This window comes from Streptomyces sp. LX-29, from assembly GCF_029541745.1.
GTDB lineage: Bacteria > Actinomycetota > Actinomycetes > Streptomycetales > Streptomycetaceae > Streptomyces.
Genome location: NZ_CP089746.1, coordinates 7,303,465 through 7,329,106 on the forward strand (window position 1 = coordinate 7,303,465; position 25,642 = coordinate 7,329,106).

At 74.4% G+C, this 25,642-nt stretch carries 16 protein-coding genes and 1 pseudogene; 7 read left to right on the forward strand and 10 right to left on the reverse strand.

The window, feature by feature from the left end:
• Positions 1-115: 115 nt before the first annotated feature.
• Both fusA and LRS74_RS30335 read right to left on the reverse strand, forming a co-directional pair.
• Positions 116-2,227: an elongation factor G gene (gene fusA, locus LRS74_RS30330; RefSeq protein ID WP_277744004.1), complete on the reverse strand. Its 2,112-nt coding sequence runs from the start codon at positions 2,225-2,227 to the stop codon at positions 116-118.
• Positions 2,228-2,319: 92 nt separating this feature from the next.
• The gene (locus LRS74_RS30335; RefSeq protein ID WP_277744005.1) at positions 2,320-2,448 is read right to left on the reverse strand and encodes a hypothetical protein; all 129 of its coding nucleotides are present in this window, start codon (positions 2,446-2,448) and stop codon (positions 2,320-2,322) included.
• 314 nt (positions 2,449-2,762) lie between these two features.
• On the opposite strand from LRS74_RS30335, the gene LRS74_RS30340 reads away from it, so the two are divergent.
• Entirely contained in the window at positions 2,763-4,883 is a 2,121-nt protein-coding gene (locus LRS74_RS30340) for a SpoIIE family protein phosphatase (protein ID WP_277744006.1), read from the forward strand.
• Between the two features lie 95 nt (positions 4,884-4,978).
• Positions 4,979-5,641: a lysophospholipid acyltransferase family protein gene (locus LRS74_RS30345; RefSeq protein WP_277744007.1), complete on the forward strand. Its 663-nt coding sequence runs from the start codon at positions 4,979-4,981 to the stop codon at positions 5,639-5,641.
• Between the two features lie 12 nt (positions 5,642-5,653).
• On the opposite strand, the gene LRS74_RS30350 is transcribed toward LRS74_RS30345, so the two are convergent.
• Entirely contained in the window at positions 5,654-8,395 is a 2,742-nt protein-coding gene (locus tag LRS74_RS30350; protein WP_277744008.1) for a SpoIIE family protein phosphatase/ATP-binding protein, read from the reverse strand.
• Positions 8,396-8,530: 135 nt separating this feature from the next.
• Between LRS74_RS30350 and LRS74_RS30355 the strand changes: the two genes are divergently transcribed.
• Entirely contained in the window at positions 8,531-10,105 is a 1,575-nt protein-coding gene (locus tag LRS74_RS30355) for a cellulase family glycosylhydrolase (RefSeq protein ID WP_277744009.1), read from the forward strand.
• A gap of 25 nt (positions 10,106-10,130) precedes the next feature.
• On the opposite strand, the gene LRS74_RS30360 is transcribed toward LRS74_RS30355, so the two are convergent.
• Positions 10,131-10,583 carry a YidB family protein gene (locus LRS74_RS30360; protein ID WP_277744994.1) on the reverse strand — a complete coding sequence of 151 codons (453 nt, stop codon included), beginning with the start codon at positions 10,581-10,583 and terminating at the stop codon, positions 10,131-10,133.
• A gap of 127 nt (positions 10,584-10,710) precedes the next feature.
• Here LRS74_RS30360 and LRS74_RS30365 point away from each other — a divergent pair, with 127 nt between their 5' ends.
• The gene (locus LRS74_RS30365; protein WP_277744010.1) at positions 10,711-11,799 is read left to right on the forward strand and encodes a glutamate--cysteine ligase; all 1,089 of its coding nucleotides are present in this window, start codon (positions 10,711-10,713) and stop codon (positions 11,797-11,799) included.
• A gap of 673 nt (positions 11,800-12,472) precedes the next feature.
• On the opposite strand, the gene LRS74_RS30370 is transcribed toward LRS74_RS30365, so the two are convergent.
• From LRS74_RS30370 to LRS74_RS30390, 5 genes are all read right to left on the reverse strand, one after another.
• Entirely contained in the window at positions 12,473-14,524 is a 2,052-nt protein-coding gene (locus LRS74_RS30370) for an ABC transporter permease (RefSeq protein ID WP_277744011.1), read from the reverse strand.
• A 34-nt stretch (positions 14,525-14,558) separates the two neighbouring features.
• Positions 14,559-15,365, reverse strand: coding sequence for a molybdate ABC transporter substrate-binding protein (gene modA / locus LRS74_RS30375; RefSeq protein ID WP_277744012.1), 807 nt, complete (start codon positions 15,363-15,365; stop codon positions 14,559-14,561).
• A 10-nt stretch (positions 15,366-15,375) separates the two neighbouring features.
• Positions 15,376-15,771, reverse strand: coding sequence for a helix-turn-helix transcriptional regulator (locus tag LRS74_RS30380; protein WP_277744013.1), 396 nt, complete (start codon positions 15,769-15,771; stop codon positions 15,376-15,378).
• 135 nt (positions 15,772-15,906) lie between these two features.
• Complete coding sequence (locus LRS74_RS30385; protein ID WP_277744014.1) at positions 15,907-17,427, reverse strand: amino acid permease; 1,521 nt, start codon at positions 17,425-17,427, stop codon at positions 15,907-15,909.
• 157 nt (positions 17,428-17,584) lie between these two features.
• On the reverse strand, positions 17,585-18,592 hold the full coding sequence (locus tag LRS74_RS30390; protein ID WP_277744015.1) for a hypothetical protein: 1,008 nt from the start codon (positions 18,590-18,592) through the stop codon (positions 17,585-17,587).
• 122 nt (positions 18,593-18,714) lie between these two features.
• Here LRS74_RS30390 and LRS74_RS30395 point away from each other — a divergent pair, with 122 nt between their 5' ends.
• The 3 genes and pseudogenes from LRS74_RS30395 to LRS74_RS30405 all read left to right on the forward strand — a co-directional run bounded on the left by LRS74_RS30395 (position 18,715) and on the right by LRS74_RS30405 (position 22,931).
• Positions 18,715-20,295, forward strand: coding sequence for an FGGY family carbohydrate kinase (locus LRS74_RS30395; RefSeq protein WP_277744016.1), 1,581 nt, complete (start codon positions 18,715-18,717; stop codon positions 20,293-20,295).
• Positions 20,296-20,348: 53 nt separating this feature from the next.
• A pseudogene (locus LRS74_RS30400) lies at positions 20,349-21,743 on the forward strand (FAD-dependent oxidoreductase); the annotation flags it as partial.
• A 168-nt stretch (positions 21,744-21,911) separates the two neighbouring features.
• The gene (locus LRS74_RS30405; RefSeq protein ID WP_277744995.1) at positions 21,912-22,931 is read left to right on the forward strand and encodes an FAD-dependent oxidoreductase; all 1,020 of its coding nucleotides are present in this window, start codon (positions 21,912-21,914) and stop codon (positions 22,929-22,931) included.
• Between the two features lie 114 nt (positions 22,932-23,045).
• On the opposite strand, the gene LRS74_RS30410 is transcribed toward LRS74_RS30405, so the two are convergent.
• Positions 23,046-25,520 (reverse strand): collagenase, encoded by a 2,475-nt coding sequence (locus LRS74_RS30410; protein WP_277744017.1) that lies wholly within the window; start codon positions 25,518-25,520, stop codon positions 23,046-23,048.
• Between the last annotated feature and the right edge of the window lie 122 nt (positions 25,521-25,642).

The following is a 25,642-nucleotide window of genomic DNA, read 5'->3' on the forward strand; positions in this document are numbered from 1 at the left end:
CAGGAGAGCCGGCCGTCGTGGTCCGCCCAGGCGACGCCGGGTTCCAACTGATCAACCGTCACATCCCTGCACAGGTACGCCGGCCCCGTCCGTCGGGACGGGACCGGCGCCGCCCCTACCGCGTCAGCAGCCCCCGCGAGACCGCCGCCGGCACGCGGGCGTAACCGGCGGGCCGGCTGGTGAAGGTGGCTCGGCCCTGGGTACGGCTGCGGAGCCGGGTCGCATAGCCGAACAGCTCGGCCAGCGGCACGGTGGCGTCGACGACGGTGGCACCGCCCCGCGTCGTGGAGCCCGAGATCCCGCCGCGCCGTGCCGCGAGGTCACCGAGCACCCCGCCCACGGCCTCGTCGGGCACCGTGACCGTGACCTCCGCCACGGGTTCCAGGAGCGCCATCGCCCCGGCACGCAGCGCCTCCCGGAGCCCCAGCCGGCCCGCCGTCCGGAAGGCCAGGTCCGAGGAGTCCTTGACGTGGGTGGCCCCGTCGGTCAGGGTGACCCGCAGCCCGGTCACCGGGTGACCGCCGAGCGGCCCCTCGGCGAGGGCGTCCCGGCAGCCCGCCTCCACCGCGCGGACGTACTCCCGCGGCACCCGGCCGCCGACGACCGTGGACCGGAAGACGAACGCGCCGGCGGAGCCCGGGGCGAGCTCCAGCGGTTCCACGTCCAGGACCACATGGGCGAACTGGCCCGCCCCGCCGTCCTGCTTGACATGCCGGTAGACCAGCCCGGACACCCCGCGCGCCACCGTTTCCCGGTAGGCCACCTGCGGCCGGCCCACGCCGACCTCCAGCCCGTGGTCGCGGCGTATCTTCTCCACCGCCACCTCCAGATGCAGCTCGCCCATGCCCGACAGCACCGTCTGGCCGGTCTCGGGGTCGCTCCGCGACACCAGCGACGGATCCTCCTCGACGAGCCGCCCCAGCGCGGCGGCCAGCCGATCGGTCTCCAGGCTGCCGCGGGCCTCGACCGCCACCGAGACCACCGGATCGGTGGCACGCGGCGGTTCGAGCACCAGCGGCGCCGACGGCGCGCACAGGGTGGTCCCGGCGCGGGCTGCCTTCAGCCCGACCACGGCCACGATGTCCCCGGCCGTGGCCAGGTCGATCTCCTCGTGCCGGTCGGCCTGCAGCCGCAGGATCCGGCCGATCCGTTCGGTGCGCCGCGCGCCCATGTCCAGCAGGGTGTCCCCCTTCCGGAGGGTCCCCGAGTACACCCGCAGGCAGGTCAGCCGGCCGGTGGCGGTCGAGTTCACCTTGAAGACCAGCGCGGAGAACGGCGCCGCCGGGTCGGCGGCCCGCTCCTGGGCCGCCCCGTCCAGGGTGCCGCGTACCGCCGGCACGTCCCGGGGCGACGGCAGATACGCCACGACCGCGTCCAGCAACGGCTCGACACCGCGGTCACGGTAGGCCGAGCCGCACAGCACCACCAGCCCCTCACCGCTGTGGGTGAGGTCGCGCAGCGCGGTCGCGAGGGTGTCGGCGGAGACCTCCGAGGAGGCGCAGAACTCCTCCAGCGCGGCCGGATGGAGTTCCGCCACGGTCTCCTCCAGCAGCCGGCGCCGGCGCAGCGCCTCCTCCCGGAGCTCCTCGGGGACCGGGCCCTCCACGAAGGTGCCCCGGTCGTCGCCCCAGACCAGGGAGCGCATCCGCGGCAGGTCCACCACGCCCGTGAAGTGCTGCTCGCGCCCGATCGGCAACTGCGTCACCAGCGGCACCGTCCGCAGCCGGTCCCTGATCGAGGCGACGGCCGTGTCCAGGTCGGCGCCCGCCCGGTCCAGCTTGTTGACGAAGGCGATCCGCGGCACCCCGCACCGGACGGCCTCGTGCCAGACCGCCTCGCTCTGCGGCTCGACCCCGGCGACGGCGTCGAACACCGCGATCGCGCCGTCGAGCACCCGCAGCGAGCGCGTCACCTCGTCGGAGAAGTCGACATGGCCCGGGGTGTCGATCAGGTTGATCCGATGGCCGGCCCAGACGCAGCTCACCGCCGCGGCGAAGATGGTGATGCCACGGTCGCGCTCCTGTGGATCGAAGTCGGTGACGGTCGTCCCGTCATGGACCTCGCCCCGCTTGTGGGTCGCGCCGGTCAGGTAGAGGAACCGCTCGGTGACGGTGGTCTTGCCGGCGTCCACATGGGCGAGGATGCCGAGGTTGCGGACGGTCGTCAGCGGATCGGGGGAACGGTGGTGCAGGTCGGTACGCACGGCCCGGGGCCTTTCGTCGGTCATGAGGAGAAGGGCGGCGCGATTCGCGGACGGACACACCCCCGACCCGGACCCGACTCGCGCGGCGGCGCCGAGGCGAGCCGGGAAGGCGGGGGTCAGACGAAGGATCGGGTGTTCGTCGCGGGCATCCGGAGCCGGCCGCGCAGCCGGCACCGGGCGGACCGGGACACCAGGATCACGTCATACCGCGAGGAGGGAACGACGACGTCGGTGCGGTGTCGCACGGTCGGCTCCCCTCACTCGTTCCACGTCAACTCATGGCCGCGCGCCGCCTTCTCGTGGTGGCGCGCACGGCGAGTGTAGAGATCCGGCGCGGGCCGGGGCATCGGGTTTTCCCACCGACATGCCGCCCCTCCCGTTCGGACTTATGGTCTCTCTATGGACACCTGTCGCTGCGCGGGTCGCGTGGTGGCGCTGCGGCGTGGGCACGTGCGGCCGGCCGCTTCGGCGCGCCCGCACCCGAACGGGGCTCGCCTCGGCGCCGAAGGCGACGGGGCCGGCGACGGGCTGCCGGACGACCACGGCGTGGAGGGACGCGGTGCCCGGTCGCGGTGAGCGGCCGGACGTGGCCGGTCTGCTGGACGAGGCCCTGGTGCGGGCCGTGCACCGAGCCGGCGCGTCGGGGGGAGGCGTCTATCTGCTCGACGAGGACGAGCGGTTTCTCGTGCTGGCCGTGACGTGCGGCGCGCCGGGCGAGATCACCGAGCCGTGGTGGCGGCTGTCGATCACCCGCCAGAGCCCGGCGCCGGAGGCGGTGCGCGAGGACCGCCTGGTGTGGGTGGGCGGCCAGGAGGACATGGCGCGCCTGTACCCGCGCGGCGCCGCGGCCGCGCCCCATCGGATGGCGATCGCCTGCGCCCCGCTGCGCGGCGCCGAGCGCTGCTGGGGCGCCTTGTCGCTGGTGTGGCCGGCCGGTCGGTCCTCGCGGATCTCCCGGCGGGAGCGCGGCCAGGTGGCGTTCAGCGCCCGGCGCGTCGCCCGCGTACTGGATGAGGCGTCCCACCCCCCGGTCATTCCGGACCGGCCGCGCGTGGTCCCCGTGCGACTCGCCACCGAACGGCCGGTGCGGTCCGCGCTCGCGGCGGCCGACCTGGTCGAACGACTGCCCACCGGTGCCCTGGCCCTGGACCTCGAAGGACGTGTCACCTTCGCCAACCACGCCGCCCTCGACCTGCTGGACCGTACGCCCGAGGACCTGTTCGGCAGTGTGCTGTGGGAGTCGGTGCCCTGGCTCGGCGACCCCGTCTGCGCGGAGACGTACCGCGCGGCCTGGCTCAGTGGCGAGCCGGCGACCCTCGCCGTGGCGCGCCCGCCGGACCGATGGCTCACGCTCCGCCTCTATCCGGACGCCAGCGGCATCAGCATCCTCGTCGACGCCGAGGACACCGCCGTGGAGCGCCCCCGCTCCGAGGTCCGACCACCGCCCGGAACGGCGACGGTCACCGCGGCCGCCGCGGGCCGGATCCACCAGCTGGTGCACCTCGCGGCCGCGCTGACCGAGACGGTGAGCGTGCAGGACGTGGTCGACCTGATCGCCGAGCTGATCCTGCCCACCTTCGGCGCCGACGGCCTGATCGTGTCCACCACCGAGGCCGGCCGGCTGAAGGCCATCGGCCACCACGGCTACGCCCCGGACGTCGTCGAGCGCCTTGAGGGGCTCCAGATGGACGCCGAACTCACCCCCGTCGGACGGGCCCTGGCCACCGGCAGCCCGTCCTTCTTCGCCAGCCGCGCCGAGCTGGCCCGCGACTACCCCGACACCCCGCAGCTCAGCGACAAGCACGCCTGGGCGTTCCTGCCGCTGATCACCTCCGGGCGCCCCGTCGGATGCTGCGTCCTGGCCTACGACCACCCCCACACCTTCACCACCGACGAGCGCGCCATCCTCACCCCGCTGGCGAGCCTCATCGCCCAGGCCCTCGACCGGGCCCGGCTCTACGACGCCAAGCACAACCTCGCCCACGCCCTCCAGCAGCGCCTCCTGCCGCACGCCCTGCCCACCGTGGCCGGGCTGAACGTCGCCGCCCGCTATCTGCCCACCAGCTACGGCATGGACATCGGCGGCGACTTCTACGACCTCATCCGGCTCACCGACACCACCGCCGCGGCCGTCATCGGCGATGTCGAGGGCCATGACGTCACGGCGGCCGCCCTCATGGGGCAGGTGCGCACCGCCATCCACTCGCACGCCACCGCCGGCGCGGGCCCCGACACGGTCCTCGCCAGGACCAACCGCGACCTCGCCGATCTCGACCCCGGGCGCTTCATCACCTGCCTCTACGCCCAGGTGGACCTCGCCGGACGGCAGGTCACCCTCGCCAGCGCCGGCCATCCACCGCCGCTCCTGCACCGCCCCGGCCAGGATCCCCAAGTCGTGGCCGTCGACCCCGGACCCCCGCTGGGCATCGGCGTCGAACTCCCCTACGCGCTCAGCACCCAGCCGCTGCCGGCCGGGTCCATCCTCGCCCTCTACACCGACGGTCTCGTCGAAACGCCCGGCGCGGACGTCGGCCGCACCACCGCGGACCTCGCGCGGCACCTGGCCCGATCGAGCGATCTGCCGCTGCACCACCTCATCGACAGCCTCGTCCGGCGCGCCCGCCCCACCGGCCAGCACGCGGACGACATCGCCCTGCTCCTCCTCCAGCCCACCTCGTGACCCGGGGCGGCGCGTCCACCGAGGTCGACCCCGGGTCGCGAGGCATCGATGGGCGAGACTGTCAGTGCACCTTCGCACCTGACCGAGGACCGTCCATGCTCAGCAGCATCGCCACCCGGGTCGTGCCCGCCTTCGGCCGGCTGACCGTCACCACCGACGCCGGCACGGACTTCGCCCCGGGCAGCATCATCGTCGCGAACCACACGTCGCTGGCCGATCCGGCGATCGTGCTGGCCGCGCTGCACCGCCTCGGTGTGCGTCCGGTGGTGCTGGCCACCGCGGGGCTGTGGCGCGTTCCGGTCCTCGGCCGTGTGCTGCGCCGTGAAGGCCACATACCGGTGCACCGCGGCACCGTGCGGGCGGGCGAGGCCCTGGACAGCGCGGCGGCGGCGCTCGGCGACGGTCGTCTCATCCTGATCTACGGAGAGGGTCGCCTGCCGCCGCGCCGGGATTCCGGGGAGGCGGCCCCGGGCCCCTTCCGCAGCGGTGTCTCCCGGCTCGTGTCCGCGACCGGGGCGCAGGTGATCCCCCTCGGGCAGGCCGGCGCCCGCCGGGTGGTCTCCGGTTCTCCCTCCAAGCAGCTTGCGGGGCTTGTGACGGCTCCGGTGCGCCGCCCCCGCGTGCACGTCCACGTCGGCGCCCGCACCCCGGTGTCGGACGACACGGCGGCGGCCAACGCGTACGTCCGGCAGGCGGTCACGCGCGCGTGGGAGACCGCGGTCCGGCAGCTGGGCGAGCGGGCCGGCCGCTTCCGGTAGCCGGGGACGACGTCAGGCGCCTCCGGCGCCGCCGACCTCCCCGTTCGGCGGGCGCACCTCCGGCGGCAGCGGCTGCTCCGTCCAGATGACCTTGCCGGTGGGGGTGTAGCGGGTGCCCCAGCGCTCGGCGAACTGGGCCACCAGGAACAGGCCGCGGCCGCCCTCGTCCATGGTCGCGGCGTGCCGCAGGTGCGGGGAGGTGCTGCTGGCGTCGGAGACCTCGCAGATCAGGCTGCGGTCCAGCAGCAGCCGGACCCGGATCGGGCTGGCGCCGTAGCGGATGGCGTTGGTGATCAGCTCGCTGAGGATGAGCTCCGTGGTGAACGCCTCCTCGCCCAGGCCCCACTCCTCCAGCCGACGGGTGACCTCGGACCGCACCACGGCGACGGCGGCGGGGTCCGCCGGCACGTCCCACTCGGCGATCCGGTCGTCCTCCAGGGCCCGGGTGCCGGCCACGAGGAGCACGATGTCGTCCTCGGGCTGGGGCGGCAGCAGCACGTCCAGCACCGAGCGGCAGGTCTCCTCGGGGGTGGCGTCGCTGCCGGCGAGGGTGTCGCGGAGCAGGTCGAGGCCGGTGTCGATGGTGCGCGCGCGGTGCTCGATCAGGCCGTCCGTGTACAGCACCAGCTTGCTGCCCTCGGCCAGGTGCAGCTCGGTGGCCTCGAACGGCAGGCCGGCCAGGCCGAGCGGCGTGCCCGCCGGCAGCTCCGGCAGCTCCACCGTGCCGTCCGGCAGCAGGACGGCGGGCGGCACATGGCCGGCGCGGGCCAGCACGCAGCAGCGTTCGACGGGGTCGTAGATGGCGTACAGGCAGGTCGCGCCGGTGATGGCGGCGCTGCCGGTGGCCGTCTCGTCCTGGTCGATATGGGCCACCAGCTCGCTGAGGTGGCTGAGCAGCTCGTCGGGGGCCATGTCCAGGGTCGAGAAGTTGTGCACGGCGGTGCGCAGCCGGCCCATGGTGGCGGCGGCGTGCAGGCCGTGGCCGACGACGTCGCCCACCACCAGGGCGACCCGGGCCCCGGGCAGCGGGATGACGTCGAACCAGTCGCCGCCCACCCCGGCCTGGGCCGGCAGATAGCGGTAGGCGACGTCCAGGGCGCTCTGCTCCGGGAGGCCGCGGGGCAGCAGGCTGCGCTGGAGGGTGACGGCCATGTCGTGTTCCCGCGTGTAGCGGCGGGCGTTGTCGATGCAGACCGCGGCGTGGGCGACCAGCTCCTCGGCGAGCGACAGGTCGTCCTCCTCGAAGGGCTCCGGGCGGACCGAGCGCCAGAAGTTGCACACGCCCAGCACGACGCCCCGCGCGCGCAGCGGGACGGTCATCAGGGAGTGGATGCCGTAGTCCAGGATCCACCGCACCCGCTCGGGGTCCTGGGCCTGCCAGCCGGGAGCGTTGTGCAGATCGGGCGCGATGACACCCCGGGCGCTGCCCAGGCCGCGCGCCTGCGGGGTGGAGGGGACGAACTTGATCAGGCGCCCGGTGGGATAGAGCGGATGGTCTTCGCGGATGCCGCTGATGGCCGTGCGGCGCAGCTCGGGAATGTCGTCGAGGGGAGGCTCCTCGCCCTGCAGCACGGCGTCGACCAGGTCCACGGTGGTGAAGTCGGCGAGCTTCGGCACCGTGGCCTGGGCCAGTTCCTTGGCGGTGCGGGCCACGTCCAGGGTGGTGCCGATCTCCACGCTGGCGTCGTACAGCAGTCGCAGCCGGTCGCGGGCCACCGCCGCCTTGCCGGAGAGGGTGTGCAGATCGGTGGTGTCGCGGAGGGTGGCCACCGTGCCCGGCGGCCCGCCGAAGCGGTCCGTGGTGCGCTGGTTCATCGCCAGCAGGCGGTCGCCGGTGGCCACCACCTCGTCGGTGGCCTGCCGCCCGGACATCAGCAGCTCGGTCATGTGCGGATTGAGGCCCAGGTCGTCGACCTGCCGGCCCTCGGCGTCCTCGGGCAGGGCGAGCAGCCGGCGGGCCTCGTCGTTGGCCAGCAGCAGCCGGTGGTCACCGCTGACGATGAGCACGCCCTCGCGGACCGCGTGCAGCACCGCGTCGTGGTGTTCGTACATCCGGGCCATCTCGGCCGGCCCCAGGCCGTGGGTCTGCCGGCTCAGCCGGCGGGTGGCCAGCGCGGTGCCGCCCATGGCCAGGGCGAGCCCCGCGGCGCCGCCGCCCAGCAGGATGGGCAGCTGCCGGTTGACCACGCTCGACACCGAGCGGGTCTTCATGCCCGCCGAGGCCAGACCCACCACCTTGCCCTCGGAGTCCTCGATCGGCACCACCGCCTGCATCTCGACGCCCAGCGGCCCCGTGACCGTCTCGGTGAGGGACTTGCCCTCGCGTGCCGGACCGATGGTGCCCACGAACTTCTTGCCGATGCGCTCCGGTTGCGGATGGGTGTAGCGGATCCCCTCGGGTGTCATGATCACGATGAAGTCCATCCCGGCCTTTTTGCGGGCGGTCTCGGTCATCGGCTGCAGGATCGCGCTCGGATCGGGGGAGCGCAGGGCGTCGATCATGCCCGGGGAGTTGGCGAAGGTCTGCGCGACGGCCAGGGAACGGCGGCGCGCCTCCGTGGTGCTGTCGCGCTCCGCCTGGAGGACGAGGGCGACCACGCCGGCCGTCACGATGAGCAGGATGACGGTCACCTGGAGCAGCAGAGCCTGGCCCGCGACACTCCGGACACCCAGGATCGAACGGGGGCGCTCGCCGCGCGACTGACCGCGCGCTGGGGTGGTGGGAGAGGCCGACGACGGCCGGAAGCGCCCCATGTGTGCATATTTACACAGGTAGTCGCCTGTGGCGAACGCTCAGTCGTCGGCACGACCCTTGCTCCAGTGTGCCGTGCCGGTCAGTATCGGCGCACCACACGGCTCCAGCGGGACCTCGGTCCAGGGGAGGACGCCATGCGTCTGCACCGCGCCGCCACCACCCTCACGCTCGCCGCCGCGCTGCTCCTCGGCGCCGCCGGAACCACCCCCGCCGCGCCGCCGGGGGCGGTGAGACCGGCGGGGACCGGACTCGCCGGGGACGGGTCCTCGGGGGAAGGGCCCGCGGCGGACGGGCCGCGCGTCGCCGAGGTGGAGGTGCCACCGCCGGCGGCGGCGCGGCCGGAGGCCACCACCCCGGTGGGCACCGTCATCACCCCCGACGGGCGCGTCCACCTCGCCGACCGGCACGGCCGGGCGCTGCGGCCACGCGGTCTGAACCTCGGCAAGACGGACACCGTGACCGAGGACCGGGTGGCCAAGCTGGCGGCCGACGGCTTCGACCTGATGCGGCTGAACATCCAGTGGGAGCGGATCGAACCACGCCGCGGCCGCTACGACACCGGCTATCTGCGCTACCTCGACCGGATCCTGGGCTGGGCCGACCGACACCGCGTGCTGGTCCTCGTCGACTGGCACCAGGACGTCTTCGGCCCGGCCTTCGGCCACAACGGGATGCCCGCCTGGGCCACCCGCACCGATGGGCTGCCCTTCGAGCCCAACCCCGACGACTGGTTCTCCGACTACTTCCAACCCGCCGTGCAGGCCGCCTTCACCCACCTCTACGACGACGCCGACCTGCGCGCCGCCCAGGCCGCGGTCTACGCGAAGGTCGCCGCCACCCTGCGCGGGCACCCCTCGCTACTCGGCTACGACCTCTTCAACGAGCCGTTCGGACCCATCGCCGGCGACCCGTCCGACCCCGCGGACCAGCTCGCCGCCTCGATCCGGCTGGAGACCGGGCGGCTGCCGGCGATGTACCGGCGGCTGATCGCCGCGATCCGCTCGGTCGACCGCGACGCCTGGCTGTTCGTGGAGCCGACCGTCCTCGTCGGCCAGGGCGTGCCCACCAGCCTGCCCGGCTTCACCGACCCCCGACCCGGCGCCGACCGCCTGGGCTACGCCCCGCACTACTACGACACGGCCGTGGAGTCCGGTGCCGACTGGGACCCCACGGGCGGCTTCATCGAGGCGTACGAGGCGGCCATCGGGCGCTATCCGACGGCCCACCGGCTTCCGGTGCTGGTCGGCGAGTGGGGCCCGCCGCGGGCCACCACCCCCGGCAACGCCGAGCTGGTCCGCCGCCAGGTGGCCTCGCTGCGCGGCTTCGCCTCCAGCTGGGCCATGTGGTACTCCTGCGCGGCCCCGGACGGCGCCGGCTACTGCGTCTACGACAGCGACGGCACCCCCGCCCCCGGCAAGGAGCCCGCCTTCGCCCCGTACGCCACCGCGGTGGCGGGCGCGCCGCGCTCCGAGACCTACGACGCGACCGACGGCGGCTACGCCCTCACCCTGACCGCCGACCGCGCCTCCCGCCGCGCCTGGACCTGGCTCGAGCTGCCCGCCTCCGCCTGTCCGGAGGGGGTACGGGTGTCCGTGACGGGGGCGGGCCGCGCGGTGGTGCGCGAGGGGCCGGGCGGCGCGGCGGTCTTGCTCCCCGCGGTCCGGCCGGGCGCGACGGTGACCATCACGGCCCGTCCGGCCGTCGGCTGACCGCCCGCCGAAGGCGATCCGTCGCTCACCCCCGTTCCCGGAGCAGGTCCTCCAGCGAGCCCTCGGGGACCGAACCGTCCGGGGTGAGCTTGTCGATGACCTGGGGGAGGGCCTGGGCCAGGTCGTCGGCGGCGTGCTCCGGTGAGGTGTCGGTCTGCTGGGCCACCCGCTCCAGCACCTGGTACGGCAGCGCCTGAGCCACGTCCGGCCCGCTGACCGGCTCGTTCGCGCCGGTGCCGACCCAGGACTCGACGGCCTTGCCGAGTCCGCCCTCCCGGAGCTGCTGGAGCAGGCCGGGCAGCGCGTTCCCGCCGCTGCCGCCGCCCAGGGCGTCGAGCAGCGCAGAGAGGAGATTGCCCCGCGCGGCGGCCTGCCCACCGCCGAGCAGGCCGCCGAGGAGTGATCCCAGATCCGTTCCCGCCATGGTCGCGCCTTCCGTCAGAGTGCCAAGTCCCGACAAATCTACCCATAGCGGCATCGACTGCCGGGTGTTTGCCGTCTTGCCCACCCCAGGTCGTCCGTGGATTCTGGAGTCGAACACTCGCTCAGATCCCAGTTCCGCCAGGACCTGCCGAATCTGCCGAACGCCCTGGGGAGCGTCGCCGATGCTGTTGACCACTGGCGTGGAGGAGGAGTTCCTCCTCGTCGACGCCCGGACCGGGCAGATCGCCGGAATCGCCGATCGGGTGCTGGCCCGGCTGGCCGACGGCAGTGGGGCGTTCCAGCTGGAGGGCACCCGGCACCAGATGGAGTTGGCCACCCCGGTGACCCACACCCTGGCCGAGCTGCGCGACCAGCTGCTCGCGTTACGCCGCAGGCTCGCCAAGGCCGCCGACGAGCTCGGCTGTCGACTGGTGGCCGCCGCGGGGCCGGTGCTGCCGATGCCGGGGCCGCCGCTGCTGACGGACGACCCGCGCCGACACCGTCAGGCCGACCAGTACGGCGCCCTGATGCACACCATCGTCCACTGCGGATGCCATGTGCACATCGGCACCCTCGACCCGGACACCGCGATCAAGGTCGGCAACCACATCCGGCCCTGGCTGCCCACGCTGCTCGCGGTCAGCGCGAACTCGCCGTTCTGGAACGGCCACGACACCCGTCACGCGAGCTGGCGGGCGATCTCCTGGACCATCTGGCCCGCCTCCGGGATGCCGCCGGTCTTCGCCTCCGCGGCCCAGTACCGGCAGACCGTGCACCGGATGATCCGGACCGGGGCGGCGCTCGACAAGAAGATGGCCTATTGGGACCTGCGCCCCTCCTCGCACTGGCCGACGCTGGAGCTACGAGCCGCCGACATCTCCCCGAGCCTCGACGGCACCCTGCTCCAGGCCGCCCTCAGCCGGGCCCTGGTGGCCAGGGCGCTGCGCGCGGTCCGCGAGGAGCGGCCCCTGCCGCGGATCCCCGACGAGCAACTGCGCATGGCCCGCTGGCGAGCCGCCCGCGACGGCTTCGAGGGCTGCGGAGTCGACCCCATGACCGGGACGCTGCGCCCGGCGGCCTCCCTCGCCGCCTCGCTGATCGAGGAGCTCGCCCCGGACCTGGAGGCCGCCGGCGACCTGGCCTGCGTCGAACGGGCCATGACCGCGCTGCGCCGGCACGGCTCGGGTGCCCACCGCCAGCGCCTGGCCTTCGCACGCCGCCACGACCTGGGCGACGTGGTGCGCCAACTGGCCGAGGACACCGAGCTGTAGCCGGGCGGGGACGGCGGAGACGACGGAGGGCCGAGACGGCGGAGGGCGGCGGAGGGCGGCGGAGGACATGGTGCGGCAGACCGGGCGGTGTGGACCGCCGACCGCCGGGCGGGCCGGGCCGGAGTGGTTGGCGTCCGGGCGGCCTGGCTCCCGGCGGGCCGGGCCCCACCGGTCGGGCACCGAGCGGGCTGGGCGCCACCGGTCCGGCACCGAGCGGGCCGGGCCGGATCGGGTCGGTCCCCCGGGGGCCGGCCCCGGGCGATCGTCGGCGGCGGGGCGGCGGCCCACGGCTGGGTGGCTGGCCACCCCCGAGCGGCCGACGGCGGCCGGAGGGCGGAGGCACGCGGCAGGGCGGCAGTCCCCGTCTGAGTTGCGGCTCCTGTCCGCGTGGCAATCCCCGTCTGGGTGGCGTCTCCCGTCTGGGTGGCAGCAGTCACCGCCCGGGTGGCAGCCCCCATCCGCGTGGCGGTCCCCATCCGCGAGGCGTCTCCCGTCTGGGTGGCAGCAGTCCCCGCCCGCGTCGCGGCCCCCGTCGGCGTGGCGGCCCGCGTCGGCGTGGCGGCTCCCGTCCGGGTGGCGGCTCCCGCTCGTACGGCGCGGGGCGACGCCCGGCCGGTGTGCGGCGGCCGGGCGCCGGGGCATCGTGGCGCTCCGCGGGCCGTGCCGTGACCGGTCAGGTGGCCACCAGGGTGACCTCGGTGGCCTTCACGCTCATCCATACCGCGCCGCCGTCCACCAGCCCCAGCTCCGCCGCCGCGGCCGGGGTCACCTCCGCGATCAGGTCCGGGGCCCGCTCCGAGCCGACCAGCACCCGCAGCCGGCTGCCGACGGAGATGAGCTCGCGGACCGTGCCCGGCCAGATGTTGCGCGGGCTGCCGGAAGGGCGGTCGCGGTGCAACGAGACCGCCTCCGGGGCGATGATCGCCAACGCCTCGGTGCCGGGGGCCAGCGGTTCGGCCGCCACGATCCGCGCCCCACCGGGCAGCTCCAGACCCTCGCCGGTGGCGGTGCCGGACCAGGCGTTACGGCCCAGCATCCGGGCCACCCAGGGGGAGCGGGGATGTCGGGACACCTCGACGGGCGGGGCGTCCTGCACCGCCCGCCCCCGGTCGAGCACCAGCACCCGGTCGGCCAGCGACACCGCCTCGACCGGGTCGTGGGTGACCATCAGACACACCCCGCCGAAGCCGGCCAGATGGCGGCGCAGGGTGTGCCGGACCCGCGCCCGGGTCGTCTGGTCCAGCGCCGCCAGCGGCTCGTCCAGCAGCAACAGCCGGGGTCGGGTGGCCAGCGCCCGGGCCAGCGCCACCCGCTGCGCCTGGCCCCCGGAGAGCTGCCCGGGCCTGCGGTGCGCGAGCTGACCGACACCGAGCCGGTCCAGCCAGCGCTGTGCCTCGCGCCGGGCCTCGGCGCGCGGCACGCCGCCGGCGCGCAGGCCGTAGGCGGTATTGCCCAGGGCGGTGAGGTGCGGGAAGAGCGCCCCGTCCTGCGGCACCCAGGCGACGTGACGGCGGTGCGGCGGCAGCGCCGTCACGTCCCGTTCCCCGAGCGTGAGCCGGGCGTGGGCGCGTGGGGTCAGCCCGAGCAGCGCCCGCAGCAGGGTGGTCTTGCCGGCGCCGTTGGGGCCGACGACGGCGATGGTGGTGCCGGGCTCCGCGTCGAGGTCGAGCCGGGTGAAGCCGGACACCTCGGCGCGCAGCGACCACGCCTCGGGCGCGGCGGGGGAGCCGTCCGCGGGTGTGGATCCCGCCGTCCCGGTCGCGGGCACCGCCCGTCCGGCCGCCGCGGACCGTGCCGCGCCGGCGGCCTGGGCCGGTCGGCGGGCCGGGCTCCCACCCGCGACTGACGGCTCCCCGGCCGGATTCCAGGGCTCCGTGTCGGCCGGCGCCGGCTCCTCGACGCTCGGTCGTCCGCCCGGTGCGCCCCCGCGAGCCGGCGGGGTGCCGGTCCAGCGGCCGCGCAGCGCGATGAGCACGGCCATGGCGATGGCCAACAGCAGCAGCGAGACGGAGGTGGCGGCCTCCGGGTCGCCCTGCAACAGCAGATAGACCTGGAGCGGCAGGGTCTGGGTGGCGCCCGGGAGGTTGCCGGCGAAGGTGATGGTGGCGCCGAACTCGCCGAGCGCCCGCGCCCAGGTGAGGGCGGCGCCGGCGGCCAGGCCGGGAGCCACCATCGGCAGCGTGACGGTGCGGAAGACCCGCACCGGCGAAGCGCCCAGCGACGCCGCCGTCTCCTCGTACCGCGGGCGCAGCCCCGCCAGCGCCCCCTCCAGGCTGATCACCAGGAACGGCATGGAGACGAAGGTCGCGGCGACCACGGCGCCCGAGGTGTGGAAGGGCAGTGTGATGCCGAAGGTCTCCTCCAGCCACGGGCCGAGCAGCCCGCGCCGGCCGAAGCCGAGCAGCAGCGCCACACCGCCGACCGTGGGCGGCAGCACCATCGGCAGCAGCACCAGCGAGCGCACCAGGGCCTTGCCGGGGAAGTCCGCCCGGGCCAGCAGCCAGGCCAGCGGCACCCCGAGCAGCAGCGACAGGCCCAGCGAACAGAAGGAGACCAGCAGCGACAGCCGCAGTGCCTCGGTGACCCCGGGGCTGCCCAGGTGCTCGCCCAGATCCGACCAGGAGGTGCGGCTGAGGATGCCGAGCAGCGGCAGCAGCAGGAACCCGACGGCCAGCAACGCCGGGAGCGCCAGGGTCAGTGGGGTACGGGTTCCGGAGCGGGGCATGGTCGGTTCCTGCGTGGGGCTGGCGGGCGAACGGCTACGGCTGCTGGAACCCGGCGTCGCGCAGGATCTTCTGCGCGGCGGGGCTGGAGAGCCATGTCACGAACCGCGCGGCGGCGTCCGCGTGCCGGGAGTCCTTGAGGGTGGCCGCCGGGTAGGAGGCGACGGCGTTCTGGCCGTCGGGGATCTCCACGGCGTCGACCTTGTCGGGCGCGGTGTCGGCGTCGGTGGCGTAGACGATTCCGGCGTCGGCCTCGCCGAGCTCCACCTTGGAGAGCACGGCGCGGACGCTGGGCTCCTGTGAGACCGGCCTGACGGTGATGTCCTGGTCGGCCAGCACCTTCTCGCTGTAGCGCCCGACCGGCACCTCGGGGGCGGCGAGGACCACCTTCAGATCCTCGTCGGCGAGGTCCCTGAGCGCGCGGATCCGGTGCGGGTTGCCCTCGCCGGTGGCGATGACCAGCCGGTTCTTGGCGATCACGGTCGGCGATCCGGTCTCGGCGGACAGCCCGTCCATGGTCTTGGTGTCGGCGGTGACCAGCGCGTCCGCGGGGATGCCCTGGCGCACCTGCGCGGCCAACTCCTGGGAGCCGGCGAAGGAGAAGGTCACCTTGGCGCCCGGGTGCTCCCTCTCGTAGACCTTGCCGGCCTCGGTGAAGACGTCGGTGAGCGAGGCGGCGGCGAGCACGGTGAGCTTGGCGCCGGAGGCCGAGCCGCTCTTCGACCCGCCGGAGTCGCCCTTCTTGTCGTCATCGCCGCCGCAGCCGACCAGCGGCACCAGCAGCGCGGCGGTGAGGACGGCGGCAGCGGCGCGGCGCCGGGGGAGGGAGAGGGGACGGGGCATGCGGGGCTCCTCAGACGCGATCGATATGCACATTGGTGGACTTGACCCTGGCGGTGGCCTGCATTCCGACCTCCAGCCCGAGCTCCTCGACCGCCTCCCGCGTCAGCAGCGAGACCAGCCGGTGCGGCCCCGCCTGGATCTCCACCTGGGCGGCGACGTCGCCGAGCTTGATCGCGGTGACGATGCCCGGGAAGGCGTTGCGGGCCGAGGTGTACGAGGTCTCCTCGTCGGCGTGTCCGGTCTGAGCCAGCTCGACGGAGAACGCGGCCAGGTCGCGGCCGTCGACGACCCGACGTCCGGACTCATCGCGATGGGTGGCGACCCGGCCGGCGTCCGCCCAGCGGCGGGCCGTGTCCGGGCTGACCCCGAGCAACCGCGCCGCCTGGCCGATGGTGTACTGCTGCATGTGCGCCACGATAGGCGTGTCGATCTCGCATCTGCAATCTCTTGTGCGCCTTCATGGGGCACATGCCAGCCGGCAGAGGGTCTCTCAGGGCCTCGGAGGGTTTCCGGGAGCGTCCGTGGGGGCTCCCGGCCCCGATCACACGATGCCCTCCGCGATCTCCGCCTGCTCGCGCGCCGTGCCGTACGAGGACGGGGTGCCGTACGAGCGGCGGGCGACGAACCACCACACGGTCGCCAACACCAGCACCACGGCCAGCGCGATCGAGGCGTAGTTCATGGAGTCGACGGTCACCGGGCGGCTCTGCGGCAGACAGAACAGCACGGTCACCACCGCCACCCACACCACCGCCACCCAGCCGATCGGCCGGCTCCAGCGGCCCAGGTGCCAGGGCCCCGGCTGGAAGGCGTCCCCGGCCCGGAGCCGCAGGAAGATCGGGATCGCATAGGCGGGGGTGATGCCGATGACGTTGATCGCCGTCACCGCGCCGTAGGCCGTCTTGGAGTACAGCGACGGCACCGCCAGCAGACAGGCGACCCCCACCGACAGCCACACGGCCGCCACCGGCGTCTGGGTGCGGGTGCTCACCGTGCGCCACAGCCCCGAGCCGGGCAGCGCCCCGTCCCGACTGAAGGCGAACACCATCCGACTGGCGGCGGCGACCTCGGCGTTGCCGCAGAACAACTGCGCCCCGATGACCACCAGCAGCAGCGCCTTGGCGCTCCCGACGCCCAGGGCGTCGATGAAGATCTGGGCCGGTGGCACCTCGGCGCCCTGGGTCCGGGCGTAGTCCTGGATCGCGAAGGTCAGCCCGGCCAGCAGCACGAAGCCGGCGATCCACGACACCCAGATCGCGCGCACGATGCCACGGGCTGCGGTCACCGAGGCGCGGGAGGTCTCCTCCGACAGATGCGCGGAGGCGTCGTACCCCGAGAAGGTGTACTGCGCGAGCAACAGCCCGATCGCCGCCACGTAGAGCGGATTCGACCAGCCGGTGTCGTTGACGAACTCGGTGAGGACGAACTCCGGCGACTGGTGGTGGCCGGGCACCACCGTCAGCGCGGTGACGATGACCGCCACTCCCGCCAGGTGCCACCAGACGCTGATCGAGTTCAACAGGCTCACCAGCCGCACGCCGAACAGGTTCAGCACCGCGTGCAGCAGCAGGAGGCACACGAAGATGACGAAGGTCTTCTCCGGTGTGGCGTCGAAGCCCCACTGGAGATCCAGCAGCGCGCCGATGAACAGCGCGGCGCCGTAGTCGATTCCGGCGATCGCGCCGAGCAGCCCGAGCAGGTTGAGCCAGCCGGTGTACCAACCCCACTTGCGGCCGCCGAGCCGGTCGGCCATGTAGTACAGCGCCCCGGAGGTCGGATAGGCGCTGGTGACCTCGGCCAGCGCCAGGCCGACGCACAGCACGAACAGGCCGACCCCGGCCCAGCCCCACAACATCACCGCGGGTCCGCCGGTGTTCAGGCCGAACCCGTACAGGGTCATGCAGCCGGAGAGGATGGAGATCACCGAGAAGCTGATGGCGAAGTTGCCGAAGTCGCCCATGCGTCGGGCCAGGACCGGCTGGTAGCCCAGCTCCCGTAGCCGCTGCTCCTCGTCGTCCTGCCGCTCGACGGGATCCGGGCGTGACCAAGGGGTACGAGGCATGAACATTCCTCCGGGGGTGCGGGGGTGCGGGGGTGTGGGGGTGCGGGGGGATTCGGGGGGGATTCGGGGGGATGAAGGCGACACGGAACGAGAAGGCGAGACGTCGAGAAACCGAGAAGTCGACATCAGGAGGGCGCGGCGCGGAGCCCGGCCGCGGTCAGCCGCGTGGGCCGGAGCCCGCCTCGGGTGACGCCGCGAACGCGCGGGCGCGGGCACGGAGGAAGACCTCCTCCGCCGCGTCCGGATGGTCACGGTCGGCGGCGCGGCAGTTCCACGGGGGTGGGGTGTAGTACGGGCCGAGCGCCGCGAACACCCGCGCCGCGTCGGCGAACCGGAGCGCGCCCCACAGCGCGTGCGCCAGATGGCTGAGATCCAACAGCGAACGGGACGCCGGATCCGCGGCGTCGAACCAGTTGCGCAGCGCCAGCCGGGCGTCTCGAACCGCCTCGTCCGTGGTCCAGTGCAGGTCCAGGGCCCGCCTTGGGCGGTGCTCCTCGCGGTAGCGCTCGACATGGACGTAGAGCGGAAGGGCGTGCAGCGCGGAACCCCGGGGCGCACACGAGGTCACCCATTGGCCGAAATTGACCGCCTCGGCGAGTGGTCCGCCGGTCCGCCGTGCGTAGACGAACTGCAGCATCCGGTGGTACGCCTCGCGGTTGAACGGGTCGCGACGGTGCGCCTCGCGCAACAGCCCCCACGGGCCGGGGAAGAGCATCGGCTCCGGCGGCGCCAGCCGGTGCTCCGGCAGCCGCTGCCGGCCGTCCAACTGGGCCAGCGCGAGCAGACACACCCACGGCACCGGGTCGTCGGGCGCGTTGTGGGCGGCCACCTGACACGCCTCCCACGCCTCCTGCCATAACTCCCGCGTCCTGCGGTGCCCCTCGCGTCGGGCGCGCACCGCGCGCTCCACCGTGACACGGGCGTGCATGACCAGCACCGCCACGCTCTCCGGCTCCTCCGCGCGCCAGGCGGCCACCACATTGGTCCCGGCGGCCGCGGTCGCCAGGACCTGGGTGCGCTGGGTCCACAGCCCGAGGTCCACGGTCTGCGTCAGGAGCTCCCGCATCGACATCCAGCGCCCGGTCCGCAGGTCCTCTATCGCGATGCGTAACCCGTGGTCGTGGCCCGCCGGATGGTAGACCGGTCGGAACTCGCTGTCGTTCATGGTTCCTCAGATCGACGGGGTGGGGGCCGTTGCCCCGGCGCAGTCTAGAGTCGATGTCGGCTACGGAGGTTACTCACTCCAGCACTTATAGCAATCCGCGCAAGGCAAAGGAGCCCCGGCATATGACCACAGGTCAGACCCGCCCGGTACTCGCCGTCGACCAGGGCACCTCGGGCACCAAGGCCCTGGTCGTCTGCCCGGAGCGCGGTGTGATCGGCTCCGCCGAGGCGCCCGTGCGGCCCCGCTACGGCCCGGGCGGGCGGGTCGAGGTCGACCCGGCCGAGCTGCTGGCCTCGGTGCTGGACGCCGGGCGCCGCGCGCTGGCGCGGGCGGGCGAGCCGGTCGCCGCGGTGGGGCTGGCCAACCAGGGCGAGACGGTGCTCGCCTGGGACCCGACCACCGGCGACCCGCTGACCGACGCGATCGTCTGGCAGGACCGGCGGGCGGAGTCGGTCTGCGCCGAACTCGCCCCGCACGCCGAGGAGCTGCGGGAGCTCACCGGGCTGCCCCTCGACCCGTACTTCGCGGCGCCCAAGATGTCCTGGATCCGCCGCCGGCTGACCCGCGAGGGCGCCGTGACCACCAGCGACACCTGGCTGGTCCACCGGCTGACCGGCGCGTTCGTCACGGACGCGGCGACCGCCGGCCGCACCCAGCTGCTCGACCTGGACCGCGTCGCCTGGTCCCCGCGCGCCCTGGGCCTGTTCGGGCTCGACGGCGAGCCGCTGCCGGAGGTGGTGGACGCCGCCGGGGTGTTCGGCACCACCACCGCCTTCGGCTCCGAGATCCCGCTCACCGGGCTGCTCGTCGACCAGCAGGCGGCGCTGCTGGCCCAGCGGGTGACCGAGCCCGGCACCGCCAAGTGCACCTACGGGACCGGGGCGTTCCTGCTCGCCCAGACCGGGCGGCGCCCCCACCGCTCCGCCTCCGGGCTGGCCGGCTGTGTCGCCTGGCGGCTCGGCGGCCGCACCGACTACTGCCTCGACGGCCAGGTCTACACCGCGGCCTCCGCGGTCCGCTGGCTCACCGACCTCGGAGTGATCAGCGGCGCCGACCAGCTCGACGCGGTCGGCGGAGCGGTGCCGGACGCCGGCGGCGTCACCTTCGTCCCCGCGCTCGCCGGACTGGCGGCCCCCTGGTGGCGCGGCGACGTCCGCGGCTCGCTGACCGGGCTCGGCCTCGACACCCGCCCCGGCCATCTGGTCCGAGCCCTGTGCGAGGGGATCGCCGCCCAGGTCGTCGCCCTCGCCGACGCGGTCGCGAACGACACCGGCACCCCGCTCACCGGACTGCGTGTCGACGGCGGCCTGACCCGCTCGGCGCTGCTCATGCAGACCCAGGCCGACCTGCTGCAACGACCGGTGGAGGTCTCGGCGCTGCCGGACGTCACCGCGCTGGGCGTGGCCACCGCCGCCCGGCTGGGCCTCGACCCGGGGCTGACGCCCGACGAGGCCGCCCCGGCCTGGCGTCCGTCCGCCGTCTACGAACCCCGCATCGGACCGGACCAGGCGGCGGAGCGCCTCGACGCCTTCCGCGCGGCGGTGGCCGGTGTGCTGGAGCGGGAAGCGGCCCCGTCCGCGCCCGCCGACCGGAGTCCTTCGGCCGTCGACCCGACGCCAGCGGGCGGCGGCCGGGGTCCGTCGGTCGTCAACGCGACGCCAGCGCCCGCCGACCGGAGTCCGTCGCCCGCCGACCCGCACTGACCGCTCCCACCGCCAACCGGTACCACCCCGACGCACCACCACGCGAGGAACCCATGACCGTAACGACCAGCGGCGGACTGCCGGACGGCGTCCACGACGTGGTGATCATCGGTGCCGGCGTCGTCGGCACCGCCATCGCCCGCGAACTCGCCCGCCGCCGGCTGCGGGTGGCGCTCCTCGACGCCTCCGGCGACGTCGGCGAGGGCACCTCGAAGGCGAACACCGCGATCCTGCACACCGGGTTCGACGCCACCCACGGCACCCTGGAGGCCCGCCTGGTGCGCGAGGGGTACGGGCGGCTCACGGCGTACGCCGCCGAGGCGGGCATCCCCGTGGAGCGGACCGGCGCGCTCCTCGTCGCCTGGGACGAGGAGCAGCGCGCCGCGCTGCCGACGCTCGCCGACAAGGCCGGGCGCAACGGCTGCCCCGACACCCACCTCCTGGACGCCGCGGAGCTGCGTCGGCGCGAGCCGCACCTGGGGCCCGGCGCGCTCGGCGCGCTGGAGATCCCCGGCGAGAGCGTCATCTGCCCGTGGACCACGACCCTCGCCTACGCCACCGAGGCGCTGCGCCACGGCGCCGGACTGCATCTCAACTGCCGTGTGACAGGCGTCCGCACCACCGACGAGGGCCATGAGCTCACCACCGACCGCGGCCCGCTGCGCACCCGGTACCTGGTCAACGCCGCCGGGCTGTACGCGGACGACATCGACCGGCTGCTCGACCACGCCGACTTCACCGTCACTCCGCGCCGCGGCCAGCTGATCGTCTTCGACAAGCCCGCCCGCGCCCTGCTGCGCCACATCCTGCTGCCGGTGCCCACGGCCCTCGGCAAGGGCGTGCTGGTGGCGCCGACCGTCCACGGGAACGTGCTGCTTGGCCCCACCGCCGAGGACCTGGACGACAAGCGGGCCACCGGCACCACGGCCGAGGGGCTCGCCTTCCTGCGCTCCCACGGCGCGCGCGTCCTGCCGGACCTGCTCGCGGAGGAGGTCACCGCGGTCTACGCCGGGCTGCGCGCCGCCACCGGACAGGACGACTACCGCATCCGCAGCCACCCCGAGCAGCGCTACCTCACCGTCGGCGGCATCCGCTCCACCGGCCTGACCGCCTCGCTGGCGATCGCCGCGCACGTGGCCGGGCTGCTCACCGAGGCCGGGCTGGAGTCGGGAGGCCCGGACACCGGGCCACGCCCGGTGCGCATGCCACGGACCGGTGAGGCGTCCGCGCGCCCCTACCAGCGCGCCGAGTCGATCGCCGCCGACCCCGCGTACGGGCAGGTCGTCTGCCACTGCGAGCGGGTCACCCTGGGCGAGATCCGCGACGCCCTCGCCGGCCCGCTGCCGCCCGTCTCAGCCGCCGGGCTGCGCCGCCGCACCCGCGCGACCGCCGGCCGCTGCCAGGGCACCTTCTGCGGCCCGACCGTACGCGCCCTCCTGGAGGCCGGCGCCGGGCCGGACCGGCCCGGAACCGTGTTCGGAACCGAGGGGGCGACCGTTGCCGAGGCCGCCTCCGACGCCGAGCCCGTGGCGCGAACCGAGTCAGAGCCCCAAACCGACCCGGAGCTCGAGACCGAGACCGAGGCGCGCCGTGTCGGGACGGTTTCGGTGGCCGGCGTGGACCGGGCGAGCGCGCCGCCCGGACGCACCCCCCGTGCGGTCGACGTCCTGGTCGTCGGCGCGGGGCCGGCCGGGCTCACGGCGGCCGCGTACCTTGCCGCGTGGGGTGCGGGCGCGGTCGAGGTGGTGGAGCGGGAGTCCGTGGTCGGGGGAGTGCGGCGGCGCGCCCCGCGGTCGGGGCTCGCGGCCGTCGGGGCGGGTCTGCCGGTCGGCGTCGCGTCGGTCCGGCGGCGTGCCGAGGCGGCGGCGCGGGCCGGCGCCCGGGTGCGGACCGGGGTCACGGTCACCGGGTGGGCCGGTCCGCTCACGGTGGACCTCACCGGGCCGGGCGGGCTGGAGCGGATCACCGCGCGGGCGGTGGTGCTGGCGACCGGGGCCAGGGAGCGGCCGCGCGGCGCGCGGCTGGTGCCGGGCGGCCGGCCGCCGGGCGTGTTCACCGCCGGGCAGGTGGAGCGGGCGGTGCGCGGGTACGGCCAGCCGATCGGCCGGCGGGCGGTCGTCGTCGGGGCCGAGCGGGCGGGCTACCGGGCGGCACTGACGCTGCGTCAGGCCGGTGTCGTGATCGTCGCGATGGTGACCGACGCGCCGCGGCCGCCGGCCGGCGCCGCCCTCGACCGGGCGGTGCGCGCATGGCTGGGCTTCCCGCTGTTGACCGACGCCACGGTGACCGGCCTGACCGGGCGGGACCGGCTGGAATCCATCGGCCTGCGGCGCAGCGACGGTGCGACCGCGATCCTCGGCTGTGACGCGGTGGTGTTCGCGGGCGACTGGATCCCGGAGCACGAGCTGGCCCGGAGCGCCGGGATCGCCCTCGATCCCGGCACCCGCGGACCGGCCGTGGACGCCGCTTTCCGCACCTCGAGGCCCGGGGTCTTCGCGGCGGGCGCCGTGGTTCGCCCCACCGCGTCGGCCGCGACGGCCGTCCGGGACGGCCGGGCGACCGCCACGGCGGTTTTGCGTCATCTGAATCGCTCGTCGAGGCAGCCTGAACCGCCGCCAATGCGTCTTTCCGGATAGCGCTGAAAAACGAAGGGACAGGCTGTCGTGACGTGTACAAGGTGTGGGGCCCTGGTGATCCAGGGCCCCGACGGTAGGTGGAGCTGCAACAACTGTGGGACCTCGGGATGACCCTCAGCCGCGCAGCGGCCCCTCACAGCTGTAGTCGGCCGAGCCTGCCCGGCCGTTGGACCAGATCTCGACCGCGCCGAAGGAACAGTTCATGTCGGTGAAGTTGTTCGCCGCGGGCCGGGACCGGTCGAGGATGAAGTAGTCGACGGTCTCGGACATGTCCTTGAAGACCTGTCCGGGGTCGGCCGCGTCACGGAGGTTGGCGGTGATGCGGCCGGTGCAGGTGAAGCGGCGCTTGCCCGCCGCTTCACCGTTGTCCCCACACTTGGGGTAGGCGCCGGTGGCGGTCTGGAGCTGCATGCGGACGTCGTCGGCGCGGTGGTACTTCAGCGAGCCGACGGGGACGAAGGTGGTGTTGGGGACGAAGAGGTCGTCGACGTGGGCGATCTGCTCGTCCAGGAAGGCGTCGTACGCCTGCTGGAGGCCGCGGTCCGCGCCCAGTCGGTTGCGCCAGGCGTCGAAGCCGGCGGGGTTGTCGGCGCGCAGCAGGGAGTACATGGTGCGCAGCTCGGCAGGGCGCTCCCGCCACAGGAACTCGAAGAAGGTGCCCGCGTAGGAGTAGAAGCGGAAGCCGTCGCCGTCGTAGGTGGCGTGCAGCAGCTGCGCGACGCTCATCCGCGGGCCGCCGCCCGCGGTGTCCTGGATGATCGAGCGCACCAGGGACTTGCGCACCGCTATGCCGTCGTCGCGGGTCGCGCCGTCGAAGAACTCGGCCGTGCCCTCGTCCATGGCCGTGGTGCGGTCCCCCTCGTACCAGTGCCCGTCGCCGAAGAAGCCGGGCACCGCGAAGCGGCCGTTGAGGTAGTGGGTGTACTCGTGCCGGAACAGCTCCTCCAGGGTGAGCGTGGAGTCCTGCGGCACCCGACGCTGGTAGGTGTAGAAGGTGGCGCCCCGCTCGATGTAGACGCCGCCGTTGGCGGTGCCCATCCCGGTCAGCAGCGGGTGGAAGACCTCGTAGTCGGCGCGGCTGGCGTACAGGTGGATGTTGAGGCTGGTGTTGGGGTCGCCGGCCAACGGCTGGCTGGTGCCGAGCACCCGGTGGAACTGCGCCTTGACCTGCTTGCTGGCGTAGTAGAGCTGGTCGACGGTGGCCTTGGACAGTCCGGTGCGGACCTTGATGGCGCCCTTGTCGTAGGTGAAGGTGTTCGGGAACAGCCGGTTCTCTATGTCCTTCTTGCACACGCCGTACGGAGCGCACGCCTCGAAGAAGTTGAGCCAGCTCGCGACGCTGGCCCAGGGCGCTGAGAACTCGCCGAAGCTGTTCTTCGTGGTGGTGAGCAGCGCGCCGAGGTCGGTGACGACGCCCCCCTTGAGACCGTCGATCTGGCCGAAGCGACCGTACTCGCTCATCGCGTCGCGGGGCACCCAGGCGTTGACGGTGCCCTTGAGGTGGGAGTAGCCGCCGAACCGCTGGAAGGCGGCGCGGTAGCCGGCGTCGGCGGCGGCCGCGGAGTGGAAGGCGGTGTCCTTGTTGCCGGGGTAGACGCCCAGGTAGTTCACCGACAGCGCGGCGAGGACGGCGCCCGCCCAGTCCGGGTTGGTGGCGGTGGCGGCGCCCGGCGCCATGGTGTCCAGGGTGCGCTTGATCAGCGGCAGTTGATGGTGGCGCAGCCCGGGGGCGCTGGCGGCGTAGAGCGCCTCGCGCAGCGTCACGGCGTTGGCGCGGGTGGCCTCGAAGGTGCGGGCGGCGGAGCCGAAGGCGGCCACGGCGCCGCGGACCGCGTCGACGGTGGGGGCGTCGGTGTGGTCGATCTCGTCGCGCGAGAAGTCGTGGTACGCGGCCGCGTGCAGATAGGTGAACAGCTCCGGAAGGTGGCTGCGGCCCGTGCCGTCGTGGCCGGGGGAGAGGGTGGCCGCGCGGCCGGCGACGGCCTGGATGTGGGCGTCGGACATCACCGGGGTGAGTCGGGCGTCCCAGGTCCATATGAGGCCGCGCAGACAGCCGTCGGCGGTGACCGCCGGGTCGGTGAGGAAGTCCGCGAGCCCCTGGGGTGACAGCCCGGTGATGCCGTCGAGGGTGCAGGGGGCGCCACCGGGCCGTGCGGTGGAACGGGGGGCCTTGGCGGTGGACATGTCGCCGGGTGTACGGCCCCGGGAGATGCCGTCGGGGGTCCGCTGGCCGCCGCGGGGGACGGGCGCGGCGGTGGTCACGGCGGGGGCGGTGGCGCGGTGTTCGGCGTGGTCGTAGGGGTGCGGGTCGCCGGTGGGCGCGGCGCGGCCGGCCGCCGGGGCGCCCCCGGCCACCGGAGCGTGCGCGTCACCCGCGGCCGCCGGAGCGGAGGCCGTCGGGGCGAAGGCCGCCGGAGTGGTGGGCGCGGCCTGAGCGGCGGGCGCGAGCGGGAGGGCGCAGCCGAGGGAGAGGGCCGCGGCGAGCAGCCCGGTGCCGAGGGTGCCGCGAACGCCGCCGCGGCCGGCGGCGCGCGTGCGAGCCCGCGTGGATCTGCGTGGGGTCGTGCCGATGTGAGGGAGGTGGGACACCACTGACTCCTGGTGTGGGGTGGGGAGTTGGTCTGGTGGCGCGTCGAATGACGCCGCGGGTCGACACGGGGGATCGTGCCGCGCGGCACTGGAATGTGACCCGTAACATAGTAATGTGAAAT

Coding starts and splice junctions, on each gene's coding strand:
- LRS74_RS30390 (WP_277744015.1), bottom strand. CDS start 18,592: ATGAACGACAGCGAGTTCCGACCGGTCTACCATCCGGCGGGCCACGAC.
- LRS74_RS30355 (WP_277744009.1), top strand. CDS start 8,531: ATGCGTCTGCACCGCGCCGCCACCACCCTCACGCTCGCCGCCGCGCTG.
- LRS74_RS30380 (WP_277744013.1), bottom strand. CDS start 15,771: ATGCAGCAGTACACCATCGGCCAGGCGGCGCGGTTGCTCGGGGTCAGC.
- LRS74_RS30350 (WP_277744008.1), bottom strand. CDS start 8,395: ATGGGGCGCTTCCGGCCGTCGTCGGCCTCTCCCACCACCCCAGCGCGC.
- LRS74_RS30395 (WP_277744016.1), top strand. CDS start 18,715: ATGACCACAGGTCAGACCCGCCCGGTACTCGCCGTCGACCAGGGCACC.
- fusA (WP_277744004.1), bottom strand. CDS start 2,227: ATGACCGACGAAAGGCCCCGGGCCGTGCGTACCGACCTGCACCACCGT.
- modA (WP_277744012.1), bottom strand. CDS start 15,365: ATGCCCCGTCCCCTCTCCCTCCCCCGGCGCCGCGCCGCTGCCGCCGTC.
- LRS74_RS30365 (WP_277744010.1), top strand. CDS start 10,711: ATGCTGTTGACCACTGGCGTGGAGGAGGAGTTCCTCCTCGTCGACGCC.
- LRS74_RS30360 (WP_277744994.1), bottom strand. CDS start 10,583: ATGCCGCTATGGGTAGATTTGTCGGGACTTGGCACTCTGACGGAAGGC.
- LRS74_RS30345 (WP_277744007.1), top strand. CDS start 4,979: ATGCTCAGCAGCATCGCCACCCGGGTCGTGCCCGCCTTCGGCCGGCTG.
- LRS74_RS30370 (WP_277744011.1), bottom strand. CDS start 14,524: ATGCCCCGCTCCGGAACCCGTACCCCACTGACCCTGGCGCTCCCGGCG.
- LRS74_RS30385 (WP_277744014.1), bottom strand. CDS start 17,427: ATGCCTCGTACCCCTTGGTCACGCCCGGATCCCGTCGAGCGGCAGGAC.